The sequence below is a fragment of the Deefgea piscis genome (assembly GCF_019665785.1).
GTDB lineage: Bacteria > Pseudomonadota > Gammaproteobacteria > Burkholderiales > Chitinibacteraceae > Deefgea.
In genome coordinates, this window is record NZ_CP081149.1 from 3,311,960 (window position 1) to 3,332,817 (window position 20,858).

Here is a 20,858-nt window from a genome sequence, read left to right on the forward strand (position 1 = left end):
CGCGAATAGCAAAAGGCAAACCATGTCCGAATTTCAAATTGAAGGTCTACCTGAAACACTCACGCAAACGATTACGGTGCCGATGCCTTTGGGCAACGGCAATACGATGGATTTTGTCTTTGACGCGACGTTTCATCGGCTAGCCGGCTCAGAGATTGAATCGATTCTCGAGCAATCGAATAAGGGTGAAATCAGCGATCAACAAATGGTTGAAAAAGTGCTGTGCGGCTGGGATGAACGAGTCAAAGGCAAAGACAAAAAACCATTGCCATTTAACCCGGGGAATCTTCAGTCGGTCCTTGATCAAGCCCCGATTCGCCGTTACATCATTCGCGGATTTTTTGAAGCGTTTAATAGCGCTCGCTTGGGAAACTAAGAGCCGCAGCCCGCCGTGCCGTCGGAGGGGTTGTGGCTGATCCGATACTCGCGGCGCAATTTAAAGCGTTTGGCGGGCAAATGCCAGAAAGCCTCTGCGATCAATTCGTCTTATGGCCAGAGCATTATCCCGTCGTGCAGCTGTTTTTAAGCTGCCAGACACAATGGCGCAGCGTGGCCAGTTCAGCGGCTTTTGTGCGCTTAGGGTTGGACTACACAGCAGTTGAAAGTGCACTGCGGATGAGTGGCATTGCGCGGCGGCAATGGCCGAAATTATTTAAAGATTTACGCGTCATGGAGTATGAAGCACTGCGCGTATTTAATTCTGAAGACGACTGGGACTAGGTATCGCAATGGAAGAGCTCGGCGTTAAGGTGAAGGTGGACGGCAGTAGCGTCCCCGCTGAAACTGCAAAAGTGAATCAATCTTTGCAAAGCGTCGGTGCTGAAGCAGAGAAATATCTTAAAACGCTCTGGGCTGAATACCAACAGCTCGGTAAAACCTCGGGCGAAATTGCGGCCTATACCGCTAAACAGCAAGGTCTATCTACTGAGGTACAGCGTCAAGCCAAGCTGATCGGCGATAAAATTGATCTCTATCACCGTGAAGAAGAAGCTGCCAAGCAATTGGCCAAAATGCAGGATGATGCTGCACGCCGAGAGATTCGAGCGATCGCGGATAAAACGGCGGCGCAAGAACGGTATTTAAACGCCCTCGCGCACCAAAATGCCACTACAGGCCTGTCTTGGGGGGATAAAAAGCGCCTTGACGCCGATCAGATGGGGCTGAATCCAACGCAACTGGCACTAGCCAAGCAACATATCACCGAGATTGAAAACAAAATTACTGCGATGGGTGCCGCAGCAGTAAAAAATGGTGCAGTCACTGCTGACGCCGTGCGCTCCGTGGGCGTGAGCGCAGGGCAAACGTCCAATGCCATGCGGCAATTGCCGGCGCAAATGACCGATATCGCCACGCAGCTGGCAGGTGGACAAAACCCACTGCTGATCCTGGTACAGCAAGGCGGGCAAATCAAAGACTCGTTTGGTGGCATTGGCCCCGCGATTGAAGGTATTACTTCGGCGATTAACCCGATGAGCTTGGCGATTGGCACCACGGCCGTCACCGTAGGCGCATTTGCGTATGCGTTTTATAGCGGCAGCCAAGAGGTGCAGGCTTTTAATAAAGCCATCGCGATGACCGGCAATATCACCGGCGTAACCAGTAATCAACTGACGGATATGAGCCGCCGCGTTGGCGACACCATCGGCACGCAAGCTGCAGCAGCTGATGCGCTGGCACAGATTGCCGGCTCGGGGAAAGTGGCTGCGGCCAGCATGGAGCACTACGCCGAAGTGGCGGTACGCGCTAATAAAGCCACGGGTAAAGAAATCTCTGAAACCGTCAAAGAATTTGCGCTGCTGGCCGATGCACCGGTTGCTGGCTCGATCAAACTGAATGAAAGCTACCACCACCTCACCGCCTCGGTATTAGACCAAATTGCTGCGCTAGAAAAACAAGGCAAGGCGCAAGAGGCCGTTAAGCTGGCCCAAGATACCTACGCTGATGCATCCGAGCGGATGTCGAAACAAGTCATCGAGAATGTGGGCAGTATTGAGCGAGCATGGAGCTCGCTCAAAGGCACTGTTGCTGGCGTTTGGAATGACATGCTGAATGTGGGTAGAAAATCCACGCCGGCTGAAGAGCTGGCCAGACTGCAAAAACAACTCGCAATCACTCAATCGTTACTCAATAGCTCAGCAGCCGGCCGTACTGCGGATTACGGTAATCGCGCCATTGAAGATCGCAGCACAGCACAGCGCAGCGAATTACTGGCCAGAGAAAAACACCAGCAAACAGAAATCTCAAATCGTCAGGAATTATTGCGGCTTGAGGCAAAGCAATCGGCCATTCAGCTGGAACAAGGTCAAATTCGCGAAGCGGGTGTAAAAGCATATAGCGCAATCGCAACGGCGCAGGATCAAAACCTATCCAAACAAGTGCAGTTAAATACCGCACTAAAAAACTACCGCACGCAGCTAGATGCTTTACGCAAATCCGACCCCAATAGTAGCCGTTTAGCTCCTGACGCGATCGCGCGCGGCGAATCAGCTATTCGCGAGCGATTTAAAGAAACCCCCTCCCCCCGTAAAAGCAATGGCGCAATTACTTTGCCGACCGACAATGAGCTGGCTTCGCTCAAAGCTAAAATTGACGCGGTTAAAGAAGAACTAGCATGGGGTACCAAGCTCAACGAGGGCGAGAAAGAGGCGCTAAAAATTCAGCAACAACTGAGTTTTGTTAGCGATAACAAGATTCGCCAAAAGCTGCAGCTCAAACTGCTTTCCGCTGAAGAGTATGGCGATCTGCTAAAGGTAGCGAGCGCTGCCAAAGAATATGCCGACGCGACTAAAAAACAGGACGACGCTAATCAGCGTGAGCTAGAGCAGCTCAAACAACAGACATTAAGTTGGCAAAACAAAGTGCAGTTTTACGGTATGGGCGAAGCCGCGCTTGATGGCTACACCCTCGCCCAGCTCAACGCCACCATCGCGGAAAAAGAAGCACTGGCTACGCGGATCCAAGACACCGGCGAGCTGGCCAAAGAGATTAAATATCTCAAAGAAAAGGCGGCGATTCTGGGTGGCAAAGTTGGCGCACAAACCGAGTTTGACGGTCTTGAAGCCGCCGACAAAGCCGCCAAAGACTTTGCCGCCGCGCGTAAGCAAGAGGCTGATGATTTGCAAGGGCTCTATCGCGGGGTATTCCAAAGTATGGAAGACAGCATGGTGTCGTTCGCCACTGGCGGCGGTATGAGTTTCAAGGGCATGATCGATTCCATGATTCAGGATTTAATCCGCTATCAGATCCGCCAGTCGTTGATTAAGCCGCTGATGGAAGTCATCGGCGGTGGTGGTGGCGGCGGTGGCGGGCTTGGTGGGCTGCTTGGTTTGGGTATGAGCATGATCGGCAGTATGTTTGGCGGTAGTGGCTACGGTACTTTTGGCACGCAAACCGCCGCGCCTAGCTTTACTAATATCGGCAACTTGGGCGGGTTCGTTCCCTCCGCCTCTCGTGGCTTTGATATTCCCAGTGGCGTCAATCCTCTAACCCAGTTACACGAAGAAGAGGTGGTGTTGCCAGCGTATATCGCTAACCCAATGCGGGACATGTTCAAAAACGGCGGTACGCAGTCATCTAGCCAAGCGGTATCAGTGGTGATCTCGCCGCAGATCGACGCCCGTGGTGCTGATGCTGGCGCGGTTGAGCGCATCGAAGCGGCGTTGGCGCGGTTAGCAAACAGCGTCCCCGAAATGGCGACAAACGCCGTGCGTGGTGCGATGACCCGAGCGCGGCAAACGCCGAACTTTTAACCGATTGCAGTCATTGCGTTTATTGCAATGATTGCAATGATTGCAATCACATCAAGGTTTATTTATGCCGCAATTCCCAACTTTAGCCCCATCGTCGTTGTCGATGGGTAGCCAAAGCAATAACTACATTTCCAAATCCATCGGCGGTGTACGGCAAGCGCGGCGTAGTGGCACGACATTACTCACGTTTGATGCGAGCTTTAGCAAGCTTACTCGCGCTCAGGCGGCGCAATTGTGGGGGTTTATCCAGGCCCAGAACGGGCAGTTTGGTGTGTTTGATTTTGCACCGCCACTACTTAAAGACAGCCTTAGCAGTAGCGCGCCCGCCACGGCTACGGTTAACACTGCTGCGGCCGCACGGCAATCAACGGTGATCTTGGGTGGCTTTGTCGCCAATAAAACCGTGCTTAATGCCGGGGATTTAATTCGCTTTGCTAATCATGCCAAAGCTTATGTGGTGGCCCGCGATGCAGTGAGTAATGCCAGCGGCGTGGCCACGATCAATCTGGCATTTGATCTGATTCGCCCGTTGCCGGTTGCGACCGTCGCGGGGCTCAAAAATGTCTTGGTGCAATGCTCGCTAGTCGATAACGAGCAAAATCAAAGCATTAGCGCGCCGTTTTTTCATAGTTTAACCGTCAAATTAATTGAGTCGATTTAATTATGCGCGCACTACCGCAAACCACAGTCAATGAAATGAGCGCATCGCAGCAGCATTACGTGCATCTGCTTGAGCTGTATCTGGACAATAACCCAATCCGCCTCACTGACGATGTGACTGATGTCGTGATGGGCGTCAATACCTTTACTGCCGGTGGCCACTTGCTTGACTTTCAGCACGATGGTGACGGTAACGCGATGAATATCAGCACGGTGACGGTCACGCTGTCGGGCGTCGATCAGGCGATGATTGCTGCGGCGTTGCAATATCAGTTTGTGGGTCGCCGCATGGTGGTGTGGCGGGTGTATTTCAATGCCGCTGGCACCATGTTACAGCCGTTTATTTTATTCGATGGCCGCAGCGATGGCCCAGCAACAGAAGACGACCCGGCTTCTGGTACTTGCACTATTCAATTGCGCGCCTCGGGCCACTTTATCGACTTTGAGCGCGTTCGCGGTCGCCTGACTAATCACGACGCCCAGCAAGTGTTTTTCCCCGGCGATAAGGGGTTTGAATACGTGCCGCAGCTCGGCAAAGAAATCCAATGGGGTGGTAAATAATGTTCAATCCAAATTTTACGCAAGATTTATGTGACTTTGCCGTGCGCGAAGTCGGCCAACCCTATCGCCGCCCAAACACTGTTTGCCTGTCTTTAGCGCTGCGGGCGATTGATGAAGCCACCGGATCTACGCTATTTGCCGACCACATTGCCGATCTTAAATCGGCGGGCGCAATGCGAAATTTCTTAGGCCGCGAGGGCTTGGGTGGTTTGATTTATCGCATGGGTAAAGCTGGGTTTGAAGAAATCCCGGTGTCGCACATGACAGTGGGCGACATTGGCTTTACGGGTGGGCCGCCGTTTGGTATTGGCGCGGCCTTGATGGTTGGGCGGCAATTTCTCACGTCGCACCCTGATACCGGTGTGGTGCTTTGTTCTGCTGATAGTTTGATTTTTGTGCGTGCAGTACGTTTAAAAAAGGGTTGATGCCATGCCAGTTATTGCAGCTTTAGGTACTGTCGTTTTTGCTGGCATTACGGTGGGGCAAATCGCGCTGATGGTGGCGACGACGCTGTACGGCATAAGTCGTGCCAGTAGCGCCAAATCAAAAGCTGAGCGCCAAGCAAGAGAGATGGCCGAAGCCGCCCGCGCGGCGATGAATTTAAAATTCAATACCATGAGCAACGTCGGTAATCTGCCGGTGGTTTATGGCTCGGTGCGAGTCGGTGGCTATTACTGCCTGCAAGAAGTGTCGAGCGATAAAAAGTTTTTGCACATCGTCATTGCTCATGCCGAAGGCGAATGCGGGGCGGTATCGATGCTGTATCTCGACGATACGCCATGCACCGACAAAAAATTTAAAATGCGTAAAAAGGTGCAGGTTAAATTGGGTACGGTCACAGAAATGGTCTATCCAGTCAACGCCGCGCCCTACTCCCGTACTTACGATAAATACGAAGAGCAAGAGCAAGATTACGACTTGGTGAAGTGGGAATACTTTAGCGGCACTGACGCCCAGCCCGCTTGCGCTTCGCTCGTTGCCGCCTTGCCTGACAAATGGACTGCCGCGCATAAATTATCCGGCATTGCTTATAGCTATGTGCGCCTTGAGTGGAATCCCGACGTGTGGCGCTCGGTGCCGGTCATTACTGTGCAAATGGAAGGCAAAAAGGTATTCGATCCACGTACCGGCACAACGGGCGCATCGAGCAATCCAGCGCTTGCGCTGCGTGATTACCTATTGTCGCCGCGCTATGGTCGTGGCTTGCGCGCGGCAGATATTAGCGATGCGGGCTTTATTGCTGCCGCCAATTATTGTGACCAGCTGATCGATATGGGGCATAAAAATATCGATGCCAATCAAGTCGAATCAGTAAAACCAGTGCCGCGCTACGCCATTAACGGGGTGCTCGATACCTCGCGCCCTTGCTTGGATAATGTGCAAGAGATCCTTGAACATTGCCGAGGCACGCTGCTGCAGGCTGATGGTGTTTATCGCCCAGTAATCGATCAAGCCGATGTGCCAGTGATGAATTTTGATGCTGATGTAATGGTTGGCAAGCTGCAAATCAAAATGGCCGACCGCCGTGATCGCTTAAACCAGCTCAATTGCCGCTTTGTTGATCCAGCACGTAACTTTGTGGAGTCCAGCGCAGCGGTGATTAATGCGGCGTGGCGGATTGAAGACGGCGACATCTTGCTGGAGTCGAGCCGCGATTACTCGCTAGCGTATGACGAGCGCCGCGCTAAATTCTTGGCCGAGCGAGCTTTACGCGACAGCCGCAACAACATCAGCATTAGCTTCACAGCATTATCACAAGCGCAATTGGTGCAGCCGACTGATGTTATTGCGGTATCGCACGAAACCACCGGCTGGCAAAACAAGCAGTTCCGCGTGATTAACGTCAAGCCGCTACCGTCGGGCGAGGTCGAAATCACCGCTAACGAATACGACCCGGGGCTTTACACCGATAAGCCAATGACCGCGCTACCGCCAGCGCCTGCAACGAATCTGCCCGACCCGTTTGAAATCCTCGCCGCGCCCGCGAGTTTAACGCTAGTAACCGACAATCAATACGGCTGGGCGGGTGAAGTGCAGTGCCGCCTCAAGGCCAGCTGGCCAGCGGTGCAAGGGCTGGTCGTTGACTATCAAGTGCGCTGGCGCAAGCAATCGGAAACCACTTGGCAATATATGAGCACCCGCGAGCTATCGGCGACGCTGCCCGTCGTACCAGGCACGCCGTATTTTGTGTCGGTCGCTGCGGTGTCGGCCTTTGGCCGTGTTGGTTTGAACGTAACCGCAGGCGCAACCGGCGTCGCGCCTGCGGGGTCATTGCCTGATGTGACTGGCATCGTTTGCGAATTTGGCCCAGCGGGGCAGTTTATTTTTACTTGGGCGAAGCATCCTGACGCCGCAAAATACGCGCTAGAAATCGTGACCGGTGGCGTAACGCGCCGTAGCGACGTGATTTTTACTGAGCGCTACGAATACACGCTAGCGATGAATCGCGCCGACGCCATCAATCGCACGGTAACCATTCGCGTTAAAGCCATGGCCAATGATGGGCGTGGCTCGGCCAATTGGGCGACAAAATCCGAAACCAACGCGCCGCCGGTGGCATTGGCGGGGCTGGTCGCTTGGTCTAATAGCCTAGCGATTGCGTTTAATTGCGCCCCGCCGACTGAGGTCGATCTAGCGGGGGTGATTTGCCATTTGGGTGATACGCCGGTATTCACCCCCAGCGCCGCCACGTTGGCGTACAAAGGGCGGCTCGATACGCCAACGCTGCTAACCATGCGCGCCGGTGCGCCGCTAGTAGTGGGTAAAACCTATTACCTGAAAGCGGCGGCTTACGATGTGTTTGGCGACGACGGCATTGTCTACAGCCCGAGTTTGCTCGTAAAAATCAGCACCATTAGCGGCGATATTTTAGACATTGAATCGCTGGGGCCAGAAAAGCTCACACCGGGGTTGATTGGCGATATCGGCAAGGGGGTTGAAGCGCTTGATGTGGCTTTGCCGGGGCTAGCGCTGGATTTTAATAACAAGCTCAACGCCAAGGCCTCGGCGCAAAGCGTCACGGATCTAGCCGTGAAAGTATCTACGCTGCCTGATGTGAATATCGTCGATTTGTCGGCTTGGAAAGTGGGTTCGTTTGCCTTTCCGGTGACGGGTGCTTTGGTCGAGAGCGCCATGGTGATGGGGATTGGTGCCGATGGTTTATCGCAGCCTTTATGGCAGTGCTTGCCGTCGGGCGATGGCTCGATCAATGGTTGGGCGGCTGATGGTGGGTGGGAAGCGGGTGAGTTGACGATTGACCCGACTAAAACTTACCGCTTTGCCGTGACCGTAGAGCAAGAAGTTGCGCTGGGTGGCTTGGTTTATTTTGGCCCAAAGCGGCATTCAGTCTGTAGTCTTAATACCGTTGTGAGTCAAGGCAATCCGTACTTTGTTAGTTCTGCGCGGCCTGCGGCATTGTCAAAATGGTATTTGATGGTGGGGTATGTGTTTCCTGCAGGATCGACTGGCAATACCAATGCAGGCGCAGGGCTGTATGATTTAGAGACGGGCCTGTTGCTTAAGTCCGGGAATAACTTTTGCTGGAAAGCCGATCAAACCAATTCAGGGCATCGGGCGTTTTTATATGAGTGTACCGATACCACTGTGCGCCAGTATTTTTGCGCGCCCGAAGTGACTTTAGTCACTGCGCCATCGACCGACATTCCCAAACTTAACCCGCTATCAGCGACTAAAACCGAACTCGCCGCGCAAATCCAGCGCATCGACAACGTCATTATCGATGTTAATGGTAAAGCGGGGGCTTCTGCCCTGGCTACGCTTGATGCGCAAGTGCAAAACCCAACCACGGGTTTGGTTTCAAAAGCCAGTCAGTCGCAGCTTGATACCGTGATTGCTGATGTGGCGGGTAAAGCGGCGGCGAGTAGTTTGACTGCGCTGGATGCGATAGTTAAAAACCCAACGACAGGTTTGGGTACAAAGGCCAGTCAGTCGCAGCTCAATAACGTGATTGCCGATGTGGCGGGTAAAGCGGCGGCGAGTAGTTTGACTGCGCTGGATGCGATAGTTAAAAACCCAACGACAGGTTTAGGTACAAAGGCCAGTCAGTCGCAGCTGAATGATGTGATTGCCGATGTAGCAGGTAAAGCCTCGGCGCAAAGCGTTACGGATCTTTCGGCTAAGGTGTCCACGCTGCCCGATGTGAATTTGATCGATTTGTCCGGCTGGAAAATGGATTCGTTTGCGTGGCCGCTCAATGGATTACCGAGCGAAAATGCGATGGTGATGGGGGTTGGTGCCGATGGCTTGTCGCAAGTGCTGTGGCAGTGTCTGCCATCGGGGGATGGTAATAATGATGGCGGTTGGAATGCCAATAATGCCTTGGTGATTGATCCGACTAAAACCTATCGTTTTGCCGTGGCCGTGAAGCGTGAGGTGATTAATCGTGGCTCAATGTATTTGGGGCCGCAAATAGGGACTGTTTGCAATTTAAATACCTCAGTAATTAGTGGCAATCCGTATTTCTTTGGGGCTGTAACTAATCAGCTTGAGCTCAACAAATGGTATTTGATGGTGGGCTATGTTTTCCCGGCGGGGTCAACTGATCGGACAAACGCAGGCGCAGGGGTATTTGATTTAGAAACGGGGCTTATGCTCGCCAGTGGTATTAATTTTTGCTGGAAAGCAGGGCAAGCTTTTTCAGGGCATCGGGCGTACTTTTTTTACAGTACCGATACCACGGTGCGTCAGTATTTTTGCGCGCCCGAAGTGACTTTAGTCACTGCGCCATCGACTGAGATTCCCAAGCTTAACCCGCTATCGGCGACCAAAACCGAGCTCGCCGCCCAGATCCAGCGCATCGATCAAGTTACGACCGATATTGCAGGCAAGGCCAGCGCGAGCTCGGTGACGTCGCTCACGTCCGAAGTCGGCAATGTCAAAGTCACGGCGACCAATGCGCTGCAGACCTCGGTTGATACCGCAGGCAAAATCGCCGCGACGGCGGGGCTGATGCTCGATGTGAATGGGCATATCAGCGGCACCAAGATGTACAACGACGGCACGTCGGCGGCGTTTGACATTGTCGCTGACGTGTTCCGGGTATCAACACCAACTAGCATCGGGCGCGGTGAAACGGTGTTTTCGGTCGGCAATGTCAACGGCGTGAATAAAGTCGGCATTCGCGGCGATATGCTGATTGATGGCTCAGTCACGGCTAAATCGTTGTCGGTCACTAATCTACAGGCCGTCACGACCAACACCGGATCGCTGAACGTGACCGGCGATCTGAAAATGACCGGCGGTGCGATCTTGGGCGGTGCGTGTTGGGGGTGGGATTGGAAGGGTGGTAGTGGGAACATGTCGCAAAACATGTATCTCGGCCCGAACGGTCTACTGCTCGGCAGTTATAACGCAGGGCGTTATCTGCAATACAGCGCGCTTGATGGTTCGCTTACCCTGCGCGGCGGCGATATCACCGCAGGTGTGCTACGCAGCGCAAACTGGCCCACTGAGCAGTACATTGATTTGAACGCACCTTGGCAGGGGCATTTTTTGCAATGTGGTGCAGGGGGTAGTGCCCGCGCAATTATCCGCACGGATGGTTACGCGCACTTTGAGAATATCTATGCTCGCGGCAATATCCATGCTACGTCAGTGACGGCCAACACCATTACTGCTGATCATATCGTGGCGCGCGGCATTACGAATGCCTATTCATCCAGCAATGGCGAGCTATGGATTGAGGTGCCTGCAGGGGCCTTGGTGGTGATTTTTATTAGTGGCTCAACCACGATTTCGGGCGCATCTGGCGGATCAACTGTCATGGCGACCTCGTGTAGTGCGAGTTTTCAGGGGCAGCTACGCCAGGGGATTAACTTTATTGCCGGGGTGGATTTCCCAGTTGGCACTTATCCGGTTTCATGTCGGGCAGGTTCGACCCGGACCGAAGCTGTGGCCATGGTATTTAGACGGTAAGGATAGATATGGATTACTTTTTTTATGATCTAAAGACTGGCGCTGTAACTCAAGTTGGGCAAACCACCGAAAGTGTTTTTGAGGTGATGGCTTACGATGGGTTGCAGAAAGTCGCCGGTATAGCGCGGCTGGATCAGCGCTATGTGGACGGGCAACTGGTCGATATCGTGCCGGTGGTGACGCGAGAGCAAGTGGCCGCGCAAATCGCCGATGCCCGCTGGCGACATGAAACCGGCGGTACCGTGTGGCAAGGTAAGTCCGTCAATACCGCACGCGATGCAGTGGCATCGTTAAAAATGGCCGTCGATGATGGTAGAAGCTCTGGCAGTTGGCCCCCAGAGTGGAAGCTTGACGATGGCGTTTTTTACCCGCTTAGCGCCGGTGATTATGAATCGCTATGGGTAGCGGTGCGCGTGAATATTCAAGCGGCGTTTGCGTGGGAAGCCGCCGAGTTGCAACGGCTGACTGGTGTAGCCGATGCCGATTTAATTCACTTTACGATGGGGGGGTTTAAACATGCTATTTAATCGCACGCACGCCGAGCACATTGTGTTGGCGCTATTGATGCAGGCGCTGTTTTGGTTGGCGTTTGATAGCCTCTGGCTGGGCGCGGCGTTTGCCATCGGCTGGTTTTTAAGCCGCGAGCATACGCAGCGCGAGTACAAGCTATTCGTCTACGGCAACAAAAACCCATTGAAGCCGTGGGAAGGGTTATTGGGCTGGTCGGCTGATTCAATCGGCGATGCAATTTGGCCAACTTTTACAGTGCTGTTAGTGGCTTGGTGGGGCTAGATATTTGCCCGATGTGTTTGTCACTTGGCTCATGGCGTGCTTTGAGCCAAGTGTGATGTGATTAGGGTACTAGTTTTTTAATATATTCAACTAATGCTTGTTGGTGAGCCCAGCTCAATTCTCTAAATGCAGCAATCAGCTCGGTTTCTAAAGTAGGCTCTTCTACTTTCACCGTTTGATAGCTGCTTTCCATTTCTCCTCGGCCTGTCGCCAACCATTCATACGATATCCGTAATAAAGCCGCCAATGATGACAAGTTATCAGTGGACGGGTCTGCGTCGCCGCGCTCCCACGCTGATACCGACGATTGCTTTATGCCAATCATCTCAGCGAGTTGCACCTGCGTTAGTTTGCGCGTTTTACGCGACTTAAGAATTCGGTCTCCGATCATTCTAACCATCATATAGATGCTACCTATATTTTCAAACGCTTAATGACTTTACAAAAATATAGTTAACGACTATATTTATAGCAAGTAAGATCTAGCGAGGCACAAATGGAAAAAAAAATAGCGATTTCTCCGCTCAAAGCGGCGCGTAAATCACAAGGTTTGAGTCAGATTGAGCTGGCAGATTACATCGGTGTTTCTCAGGCAAGTCTTTCAGATTTTGAAAATTGCGTAATTACACCAACGCCAGCAAACGCAGAAAAGCTAGTCGGTGCATTGGGTGGTCGGATTTCAGAAATGGAAATCTTGTACCCAAGACGATTCATGACTGGTGAATTTTCAAGTAAGTCGCACTAAACCCCTATCAGAATTTAGCCGTGGAATTACCGACGATGAAAGCATTACCTCCAAATAACTTTGCCGAAGCCGCTCAAGCCGTTATCCACGACTATGGCGTAGCTGCTTTAGCCGGATTAATGGGCATGCCAGTGAGTACGCTTTACAACAAAGCGAACCCGCATGACACCCAAGCGCAGCTGACTGCAGCTGAGGTTGCGGTAATAACTTCAATTACTCGCGATTTGCGAATGATGAAAGCGCTAAGCCATGCTACTGGCGGCGCTTTTTTTGTGGTGCCAAAGCTGGATCACGTTCCCGACACTGAGCTGCTGGATTTGGTGGGCGAAGTGGGAATTAAAAAAGGGATTGTGCATAGCGAAATGAGCAAGGCTTTTGCCGATCGCGTATTGCAACGGCATGAATTTAACGCGATTGATCGTGCGGCCAATGATTTACACGGTGCAGTCGCTGTTTTGTTAGGCCGGCTAGAAGGAATGATCGATGAATGAGGTTTTGCCTTCGGCGGCGCTACAGGCCAAAGGCATTAAAGGCGTGCGTCATGCGCTGCCTGTTGGGGCTGAGGTTGATTTTGGCAAAGTGTTTGTCGCTGTATTTGGCACTGAAATTATGGCTGCGCAAGCAGCAACCGCCACGGACGGATTCCGTAATCCTAGAACGAAGGAAGCATAGTTATGAACCGAGATCTTACCGAGGATGAGCTCAGGCGCTTATTTAAGTGTCTGAAAAATCACCGTGCCGACCCACTGGCCCGCCGTGATCTGGCCGTATACCAGTTTTTGAATGAAACCGGTTTGCGCATCAATGAATTTGCTCAAACCACCAAAGGCGATGCGCGGCAGTGGATTCAGAATGCGCGCTTATTTATCGCTGCTAGCCGCCGTAAAGGCGTACGGACTCAAGCCGGACGTATCGAGCGCCGCGATCACAGCTATTTACTCAATCAAACTGCGAGCAACGCGCTGCGTGAGTTATTGACGCTCAACGAGCAACAAATGCGCAGCCAAGGCGACCTTTGGGATGACGATTGCCCCTTAGTGGTTGCCAAAACAGGCGCAGCATTATCGGTTCGCAGCTATCAAGCCCGTTTACAGGGCTGGGCCAATCAAGCCGGGCTGCCAGCAGGGATTTCACCGCATTGTTTTCGCCATACCGTTGCTCAGCGCACTCGCCGTCAAACGGTCGCCTCTGATCCATTTTTACAAGTGGCCTACAAACTAGGCCAATCAGCCCGCGCCAGCGCGATGCTGTATTCAAAACCGAGCCGCCAAGAGCTGGAAGCTGAAGCCGAGCGACTTGAAGGCCATCGCGGCGGCCGTACGCCAAAGCGTGAGTTTTTACGGGGGATGCACGCATGAGCAAATACAAAGCCACTCTTCCTCGGACTAATCCACCCAAAGGCACGGTGCATTACGTTGTGTCATTCAAATCTGAAAATGCGCGCGTTGAAGAAACAGGATTGATGCCAGAAAAAAAAGCAAAGCTGATTAATCAAATTTTGCGGATCGATCACGAAATACGCCTTGATTGCCTACTCGAAATTTTAGCCGAGGCCAAATCATGAGCCGTCGCCCTGAACCCCACCAAGCCATCACCATTAATCCTAAGTTTGATCGCACCAGGCCACGGCCAGCGCCGGTTGAGTTAACGCCAGAGGCGCAACTGGCGCGTGAAGAACAACGCAAGCGGCGCGAGCTGCGGCGCGAGGTTGAGGATCTATTGGCGCGGCAAGCGCAGCGTGATCCTTTATTTGCCGATCCACTGCCCCGCCTTAGTCATTAATTGGAGTTTATTTATGTTGAATACAGCCGTAGCTAATTTGAATTCCCTGCCCTACTTCGCTGACGTACCTGATTTTTACCCAACGGTGACCTTGCCGGTGATCCAGCGCCAGCTAATTGATGCTGGATTGATTGTTGAGCATACGTTTCAACTGGGCTTAATCGCAACGTGGAGCTCGGTACCAGAAGTTTTTTCAGAGCAATTGTTTTTAGACATTGCCACGATTGGCACAACGCTGGGCCATCCCGCTATGGCGTCGTTGTCAGACTCACAAGTGATTGAATGGCTGAATGAACAAAAGAAATTCGGCTGGTTGATTCGAGTTGAGCAACTGAGCCAGCAGCATCGCCGCATAGATTGTCGTGAGGAAGGTCAGTGGTTTTATGCCGAACGACTCGATATGGCCTTACTGGCTGCAGTGGCTTGGGGCACTTCGCCAGTCCACGAGCTAGAGACTGCTTAATGTTGTCGCTCACCACACTCCGCCCATTTAGTCTCGATGGCCGTTTGTATCGCTGCTTTGGCCATGTATTGGCCGCGCATCACGGCAGCTTGCTGGCGGTGCCATTGTTGGCATGTTGTGGTGATTTTAGGCAGCTGATTGATGGCTGTCCTGTGCCGTATGACGAGGCATTGATGGTGATTGATACAGATGTTGGGTATCAGTCGCCAGACCTTGTTTATCAATGTCTGCACGGTGACACCCTCAATAAACTCGCAAGCGTAGATCACGTCTGGTATGCCGCTCCGGCGCTACCGGGCGAGCCCTGCATTATGGCCAGCGCCAATGGCGCGAAGTATGGCCTCGTCACTGCTTCGACCCAGCGCTGGGAGGCGCTGATCGCAGCATAACTATTTAGCTAGGCTTCTCATGGCAAGCATTTTAGAACTAAAAAGCCGTATTGATATGGAAGAGCTGGCCGAGAATCGCCTCGGTCTTAAGCGTGGCAAAGGCGCCAAGGGGAATTGGTATTCGCCGAGCCACGACGATAAAAATCCTTCACTCAGTATTTTTTGCAAGTCGGGCGAATGGGGCTTTAAAGACTGGAGCAATGAAGGTGCGCCGCACGCCAAGGGCAGCATTATTGATTTAGTCATTTACTGCGGCAAAGCGCACGATCCATCGGATGCGACTAAGTTGTTGCACGAGTGGTATAGCATCCCATTTGATAAACCCGATGCGCCGGCGGCGCCAGTCGAAAAATCACTGGCAGAACACATTGCCGACAAATGCTTGATCGATACATCACCTGCGGTTGAGTATCTACGCAGCCGCAAGATTGGCGACGCAGCGATTGAAGCTGCACTGCGTAATCGTGCTATCGGTTTTAACGACTGGACCAGCACCAAATCTAAAGCCGGCGAGCATGGCCATGGTGGCCCTGCTGCGGCGTTTATCGTTCGCACTTTAAACCCCGGCCGCGTGGTCGCCGTGGATTTACGCTATATCAATCCAGAGCTCAATGGCGGGTCAAAAACACAGTGTCAGGGTGAAAAGCTGGGGTTTGGTTGGACCAGCGATATCAAGCGCCTGCACGCAGCGCGTACGGTTTACATTGTTGAGTCACCGATTAATGCGCTGTCGATCGAGACGGCATTCCCCAATGAAAAACACATCGCTGCGTATGCCATTCGCGGTACCGGCAATATCGGCACCATCGACTGGACGTTTCTGCGCGGCAAGCAAGTGCGGATTTGCCTCGATCACGCGGATAAAGTGCATGAGAAAACCGGCTATCGCCCCGGACTAAAAGCCGCGTGGGATTTGCACGAAAAACTCACCCAAATGGATATCCCTGCCCTGCTCATCGATCAGGATTTGTGGGACGAAGGCATTGATACTAATGATGTGCTGCAAGAGCACGGCCCATTCAAAACGGCGCAATACCTGAAGAAAATCGAAACTTGGTTAATACCAGGTATGGCCGGCAAAAATGAGCGTGATGGCCGTCACCGGATTTTTCTGCCTAGCCATGATTTCCACGCCTACTGGAAATTTCGCGTTAAAGATGATCACACCCAATATGTAAAAAAATCTGCGCCGGCTGAAGAAGGTGAGGATCCGGATGCAATCCCACGTCTTGAGTTTGACGATCTGTGTGGCTTTCGTGTGAATGCGCTGAGCCGTGTGACGATCCAGTCGGCCACAGCCACGATGACGGGCGACCCCGACAGCCAACCCAAGGTGCAATTTGCCGTCTCGGTGCAAGTACCGCGCCATGGCGTGAAGCTGGTGCGTAAAGTGTTTGATGACGAGGATTTGCATAACGTCACCAAATGGGAAAAGTTCGGCCCGATCTATTCGCCGGCTAACTTCAAACGGATGATCAATATTCTGGAGCGTACCGCCGAAATCGGCGCGCGCCGTGCGGTGAATTTTGTCGGCCTCGCTTGGAGCGAAGGCCAAATGGTGGTGAACGAAGGGCCAGATACCTATTTCACCGAGCCCGACAAGCAGTGCCCGTATTACAACCTGACTTTCCCTTCTGGCACCCAAGCCGATGCCCGCGCCGTGATTGAGCTGTTTGGTGCGACGATGAAGCAGAATGCCGCCAGTATGTTGTTGGCTTGGTCGCTGGGTGGCCATTTGAAATCGTTGCTGGGCTTTTGGCCACACTTGCAAATGCAGGCGAATAAATCAGCAGGTAAATCAACGCTGATTAAAAAGCTCGAGCGGGCGATCGCCTTCACGATGTTTTCTGGCCAATCACTACAAACCGAGTTTCGTTTGCTGACTTCAGTAAGCCACACCAGCCATCCTGTGGGCTGGGAAGAATTGTCAGCGCGCAAGCAAGACGTGATCGACAAAGCGGTCGGCCTGCTGCAGGAAACGTACCAATACACCGTAACCCGTCGCGGTAGCGATATGACCGAGTACTTGCTCTCAGCCCCAGTGCTATTGGCGGGTGAAGATGTGCCGATTCGCAGCTTGATCGGCAAGATCGTCCGCGTTGAACTCACGGGTAAAAAAGGCACGCCGATCCCTGATAACTCACCGCGCTTTCCAGTGAAGCAATGGCTGCGTTTTTTGGCCAGCTTGGATCGTGGCCGCGTACAAGAGAAATTCAATAAAGCCAAGAGCTACTGTCTCGACGCCTCGAGCGCGGCGCGGGATGACGACGGCGCAATGCGGATGGTGAATAACTACGCGGCACTGCTATGCGGCTGGGATTTACTGACCGAATTTGCCGGACTGCCATCAAGCTGGAACCGCTTGCCGCAAGATCTGATTGCCGAAATGAATAGCCACACCCGAGAAACGGGTGCCGATCGTCAGCCTTGGGTTTGGATTACCGAGATTGCATTGTCTGAAATCGCTGCCGGCGAATTTAGGCATCCGTATAAATGGTGCACGGAAATCGACCCGACGACAGGTAAGACGGAAGACGTGCTGTGCATTCGCCCTGCCCACATCATGGATCACATCAGTAATAAACCCGCGCTGCGCGATAAATGGAACGGCCTGCCGGTTAAATCCGATCGCGTTTACAAAAAGCAGCTCGATGGCGGCGGCGTCATTCTGAAAGACCCCGTCGAGCGCACGATCAATCACAAGCGCGTCGGCAATATGGTCGCGCTGAGCTTGAGCCGCATGGAGCAATACGCACTGTATGCAACGCCACTTAATGGCGCACCAGATTCCCCGTAGCACCTAGGAGCAACACCATGTTCAAATTTATTGCATTGCCATTTACGACCAAAGGAAACCCACTGAAGTGGCACCGTCGCTGGTTGGGATTGCTTCAGCTATCTAGTCATAAACCGACTGGGCACTTTGTAAGGCGCCGGAGAAATGTTCTTTTTGGCGCGCACTGGCGTGCAGAAAGGCGCATAGCCCCTCGCTACAGCGCAAAGGCTGAGTCTTTCTTATGGCGCCGAGCAGATCGCGGTTACAGCCGACGTAGAGACACTATTCCATTTTAAATACCAGCGCCAAGGAATTGAAATCGTGGATGAACTCCCTGAATGCGATTGCCTGAACTGGTGCGGTGATGATCCTTGGTTAAAGCAGGAAAAATGTAAACCCTGCGCCGACAAGATCAATCACGACAACCGCCCAAGGGTAAAAGATGTGCTGTTTTTTTATGACCCGGGCGAAGGCGATTGCACGGTGGTCGTGCAACTGACCCGCAAGCCAACGGCAGATGAATTCGAAATCGTGTGCAGCCAACTAAGAAGCGCACTGTAAGTGTAGTACCCCCTAAAACAAGGAGTAGTTTATGTTTGCCAAGTTATTTGAAACCGAAGAACACGGCCAGATTCTGGTCACCAAGATCACCAGCGACGATGAAGGTCGCGCACAGTTGCAGTGTACTTATCAGCCCAAGTGTGAAAGATTTGGGTTGTCATCCATCGCTTTAGTCTTTGAAGACGATGAAGATGAAAGTCAGGCCAAACTGGATAAGGCTTTTCTCGCCTGCGATGTGGCGATGGCCACTGAAATGGTTGAGAGCTCCTTGCGCTCGATTGGCGAGCTGTTCAGCTCAACGGCAAAAGAACAAGCGGAGGGCTGAGGCATGACTGAGTATGTTGCTCAAGTGGCTGAAGCTGTCGCAGCTGAGTTTTCAAAAATCGCCCGTGCTAGCTATGATCCAGCTATTAAATTAATCGTGGATTTTCACAACGAGATTGTTCAGGATCATCTGGAAGAGGATGACACAGCTAGTTTTGGCAGCGAATGGGCCGTAGATTATCTAAGCAGAACCAATGCTGTACTAGAAGGCCCCGGTTTGGTATTACCGCTCAAGCGAATCAATCTTGCTGCGATTATTGCCAGTGTGCCAAAGCCAGCGCCTTCTACCGAATGGGTAGAGCAAATCATGGCGCAAGCATCGGTTTATGCTTCGGCGTGGTCTTTGGTCGGTGGCCGCTTTGATGATGGTGATGGCCTTGCGCATGCGGAGCAAATGAAGGCGGAGTTACGGCAAATGTTATTAGGGGAAAACAATGCCTAAACCCATCGATAAAAGTGATGCCAGAATTCTCAATATGACCGAACGCTGGGCAACCTGGTCTAAGTGGGACGGCGGCAAAGTCGCCAAGACGTATCGCGGCAAAGCGCGCACAGCCAGTACCGTATTAGCGCAGATTGCCTGCGTGCTCGATCATCATGAGATGGATTCCAAACTATGGGCGGGCGACGTAAAAACCTTGCTCGAGGCATCGACACTGCTGGCCAGACTGGGCAATGAATTTGAAGTCGCGCAGCGTAAGGGCGAAAAAATAAAAAAGGAACACACGGCCAAGCGTGTGGCTGAAGAAAAGGCGACCGAAGGGAAAATCATTCGGGAGGTATTGACGCCGCTAGCGACTGACGCCGCCGCCATGATTCAAATTTGCAATGATCTCCTGGCATTTAAAACGCACCGATGGGAAATCGCTAGGCAGTCCAATTTTAATGATTGGTGCTTTGATTTCTGGCGTGATGAATTCCAATTTCACCGGGCGCTTAAGCAAGGGAATGTAGACCTAGCGCTCAAGCTATTGGCAGAGACATACAGGCAGGATTCGTGGCAGCAAAAAGTATGGCCAGCCTTTATTGAATGGCGAAAAACATTGTCGCCCTTCTAACTAATATTCTGATTTATTTCCCCTTAGCGCTCAAAAGGAGCCAATGTATGAACAAGCAAGACTTAATCCGCCAAGTTGCTGAAGCCACAGGTTTGACGGACAAAAAGACCGATGAAGTGCTCAATCAATTGGGTGAGGTGATTCGCACGGCTTTGGCCAAAGGCGATGAGGTGATATTACCCGGTGTAGGCAAACTGGAAGTGACAGAGCGCGCAGCGCGTTCTGGCCGAAATCCAAGCACGGGCGAGACGATTCAGATTGCTGCGAGCCGTGCCCCGAAGTTCAAGGCATTGAAGGTACTGAAAGACGCAATTAACGCTTAAAACCTTCGTTTCCTGTGATTCAAGGCCGCCTACGGGCGGCTTTGTCGTTTCCGCTTTGATTGGCCGGCTGTTGCGCCACAGACGGCCTTGTGTGCCCTCCTAGCTAAATACCCAAACATCGGTCGCCAACGGCGACTGAAATCAAATACCAGGGCACAGCGCCGTATCTTGCTGCTTGGCTCCCCACACCCCTCCAGAAAGAGGCAGGGCCGCCCCGCTGCGCGGTCAGCAATAAGGCAAGGGGCCGACTTGTCACTGTATTGCCTTTCTTTCTGCCTTGGACAGGCGCTTTGGGCTTGCCTAAAAATGAGGCCAAAAAGATCGCCAAAGCCTTATTTTTATCGGGAAATGGGCGCATGCGGCGAAAACCCGTGGATTTCCTTGGGTGCTTGCGCTAAGTCTTTGATTTTGGACAGTTTACGCCTCAAGGGTTGCTGGCTTTTTTCCACGGGTTAGGGTGTTTTTTCCACGGGTTTGATTTTTGGCTGTTTTAGTCAACATACCCCCTTCTTTCTCTCTCTTTCTCTTTTAAAAATAAAGAGATAGAGATAGATAAAGACTATTAGGCAATAAGAAAAGCAATCCACGGGTCTGAGTAGATATTCCAAGGATATTTAAAAATTACGTGAAGCTGTCCAAGGGTTTATCAAACCATCCACGGGTTTTCCTTGGACTGACAAAGATATTTATTTAATAAAATCAAACAGTTATAATGCGTAAGCTTTGTATCCACGGGTTAGG

The 20,858-nt window shown here is 52.3% G+C and carries 24 protein-coding genes; 23 read left to right on the forward strand and 1 reads right to left on the reverse strand.

Annotation, left to right across the window (positions count from 1 at the left end; all coding sequences use genetic code 11):
- Window positions 1-22 precede the first annotated feature (22 nt).
- The 9 genes from K4H25_RS15430 to K4H25_RS15470 are packed head-to-tail and all read left to right on the forward strand — an operon-like array spanning window position 23 to window position 11,696.
- Window positions 23-376, forward strand: coding sequence for a hypothetical protein (locus tag K4H25_RS15430; protein WP_221021286.1), 354 nt, complete (start codon window positions 23-25; stop codon window positions 374-376).
- Between the two features lie 32 nt (window positions 377-408).
- A complete protein-coding gene (locus K4H25_RS15435) occupies window positions 409-720 on the forward strand; it encodes a DUF1799 domain-containing protein (RefSeq protein ID WP_221021287.1) in 312 nt (103 codons plus the stop codon).
- Window positions 721-728: 8 nt separating this feature from the next.
- Window positions 729-3,749, forward strand: coding sequence for a phage tail length tape measure family protein (locus K4H25_RS15440; RefSeq protein WP_221021288.1), 3,021 nt, complete (start codon window positions 729-731; stop codon window positions 3,747-3,749).
- Window positions 3,750-3,789: 40 nt separating this feature from the next.
- Window positions 3,790-4,410: a hypothetical protein gene (locus K4H25_RS15445; protein WP_221021289.1), complete on the forward strand. Its 621-nt coding sequence runs from the start codon at window positions 3,790-3,792 to the stop codon at window positions 4,408-4,410.
- A 2-nt stretch (window positions 4,411-4,412) separates the two neighbouring features.
- Window positions 4,413-4,970 (forward strand): hypothetical protein, encoded by a 558-nt coding sequence (locus tag K4H25_RS15450; protein WP_221021290.1) that lies wholly within the window; start codon window positions 4,413-4,415, stop codon window positions 4,968-4,970.
- Complete coding sequence (locus K4H25_RS15455) at window positions 4,970-5,395, forward strand: DUF6950 family protein (RefSeq protein ID WP_221021291.1); 426 nt, start codon at window positions 4,970-4,972, stop codon at window positions 5,393-5,395. Before K4H25_RS15450 ends, K4H25_RS15455 begins: the two co-directional genes overlap by 1 nt.
- Window positions 5,396-5,399: 4 nt before the next feature.
- Window positions 5,400-10,904 (forward strand): phage tail protein, encoded by a 5,505-nt coding sequence (locus K4H25_RS15460; protein ID WP_221021292.1) that lies wholly within the window; start codon window positions 5,400-5,402, stop codon window positions 10,902-10,904.
- An 8-nt stretch (window positions 10,905-10,912) separates the two neighbouring features.
- A complete protein-coding gene (locus K4H25_RS15465; protein WP_221021293.1) occupies window positions 10,913-11,431 on the forward strand; it encodes a DUF4376 domain-containing protein in 519 nt (172 codons plus the stop codon).
- Window positions 11,421-11,696, forward strand: coding sequence for a hypothetical protein (locus K4H25_RS15470; RefSeq protein ID WP_221021294.1), 276 nt, complete (start codon window positions 11,421-11,423; stop codon window positions 11,694-11,696). The genes K4H25_RS15465 and K4H25_RS15470 overlap by 11 nt, the downstream gene beginning before the upstream one ends.
- Before the next feature lie 61 nt (window positions 11,697-11,757).
- Here the strand turns inward: K4H25_RS15470 and K4H25_RS15475 are convergent, their stop codons facing one another.
- Entirely contained in the window at window positions 11,758-12,099 is a 342-nt protein-coding gene (locus K4H25_RS15475; protein ID WP_221021295.1) for a helix-turn-helix domain-containing protein, read from the reverse strand.
- Between the two features lie 93 nt (window positions 12,100-12,192).
- Between K4H25_RS15475 and K4H25_RS15480 the strand changes: the two genes are divergently transcribed.
- From K4H25_RS15480 to K4H25_RS15545, 14 genes are all read left to right on the forward strand, one after another.
- Window positions 12,193-12,441: a helix-turn-helix domain-containing protein gene (locus K4H25_RS15480; protein WP_221021296.1), complete on the forward strand. Its 249-nt coding sequence runs from the start codon at window positions 12,193-12,195 to the stop codon at window positions 12,439-12,441.
- Between the two features lie 35 nt (window positions 12,442-12,476).
- Complete coding sequence (locus K4H25_RS15485) at window positions 12,477-12,932, forward strand: phage regulatory CII family protein (protein ID WP_221021297.1); 456 nt, start codon at window positions 12,477-12,479, stop codon at window positions 12,930-12,932.
- Window positions 12,925-13,113 carry a hypothetical protein gene (locus K4H25_RS15490; protein WP_221021298.1) on the forward strand — a complete coding sequence of 63 codons (189 nt, stop codon included), beginning with the start codon at window positions 12,925-12,927 and terminating at the stop codon, window positions 13,111-13,113. The genes K4H25_RS15485 and K4H25_RS15490 overlap by 8 nt, the downstream gene beginning before the upstream one ends.
- Window positions 13,114-13,115: 2 nt before the next feature.
- A complete protein-coding gene (locus K4H25_RS15495; protein WP_221021299.1) occupies window positions 13,116-13,799 on the forward strand; it encodes a site-specific integrase in 684 nt (227 codons plus the stop codon).
- Entirely contained in the window at window positions 13,796-14,005 is a 210-nt protein-coding gene (locus K4H25_RS15500) for a hypothetical protein (RefSeq protein ID WP_221021300.1), read from the forward strand. The genes K4H25_RS15495 and K4H25_RS15500 overlap by 4 nt, the downstream gene beginning before the upstream one ends.
- Window positions 14,002-14,223 carry a hypothetical protein gene (locus K4H25_RS15505; RefSeq protein ID WP_221021301.1) on the forward strand — a complete coding sequence of 74 codons (222 nt, stop codon included), beginning with the start codon at window positions 14,002-14,004 and terminating at the stop codon, window positions 14,221-14,223. Before K4H25_RS15500 ends, K4H25_RS15505 begins: the two co-directional genes overlap by 4 nt.
- 13 nt (window positions 14,224-14,236) lie before the next feature.
- The gene (locus K4H25_RS15510; protein WP_221021302.1) at window positions 14,237-14,686 is read left to right on the forward strand and encodes a hypothetical protein; all 450 of its coding nucleotides are present in this window, start codon (window positions 14,237-14,239) and stop codon (window positions 14,684-14,686) included.
- On the forward strand, window positions 14,686-15,075 hold the full coding sequence (locus K4H25_RS15515) for a hypothetical protein (protein WP_221021303.1): 390 nt from the start codon (window positions 14,686-14,688) through the stop codon (window positions 15,073-15,075). The genes K4H25_RS15510 and K4H25_RS15515 overlap by 1 nt, the downstream gene beginning before the upstream one ends.
- Window positions 15,076-15,094: 19 nt before the next feature.
- Window positions 15,095-17,872 carry a toprim domain-containing protein gene (locus K4H25_RS15520; protein WP_221021304.1) on the forward strand — a complete coding sequence of 926 codons (2,778 nt, stop codon included), beginning with the start codon at window positions 15,095-15,097 and terminating at the stop codon, window positions 17,870-17,872.
- Between the two features lie 300 nt (window positions 17,873-18,172).
- A complete protein-coding gene (locus tag K4H25_RS15525; RefSeq protein ID WP_221021305.1) occupies window positions 18,173-18,412 on the forward strand; it encodes a hypothetical protein in 240 nt (79 codons plus the stop codon).
- Window positions 18,413-18,443: 31 nt separating this feature from the next.
- Window positions 18,444-18,737: a hypothetical protein gene (locus K4H25_RS15530; RefSeq protein ID WP_221021306.1), complete on the forward strand. Its 294-nt coding sequence runs from the start codon at window positions 18,444-18,446 to the stop codon at window positions 18,735-18,737.
- A 3-nt stretch (window positions 18,738-18,740) separates the two neighbouring features.
- The gene (locus tag K4H25_RS15535) at window positions 18,741-19,178 is read left to right on the forward strand and encodes a hypothetical protein (RefSeq protein WP_221021307.1); all 438 of its coding nucleotides are present in this window, start codon (window positions 18,741-18,743) and stop codon (window positions 19,176-19,178) included.
- The gene (locus K4H25_RS15540; RefSeq protein ID WP_221021308.1) at window positions 19,171-19,794 is read left to right on the forward strand and encodes a hypothetical protein; all 624 of its coding nucleotides are present in this window, start codon (window positions 19,171-19,173) and stop codon (window positions 19,792-19,794) included. Before K4H25_RS15535 ends, K4H25_RS15540 begins: the two co-directional genes overlap by 8 nt.
- A complete protein-coding gene (locus K4H25_RS15545; RefSeq protein ID WP_255587766.1) occupies window positions 19,767-20,117 on the forward strand; it encodes an HU family DNA-binding protein in 351 nt (116 codons plus the stop codon). Before K4H25_RS15540 ends, K4H25_RS15545 begins: the two co-directional genes overlap by 28 nt.
- Window positions 20,118-20,858: the final 741 nt, after the last annotated feature.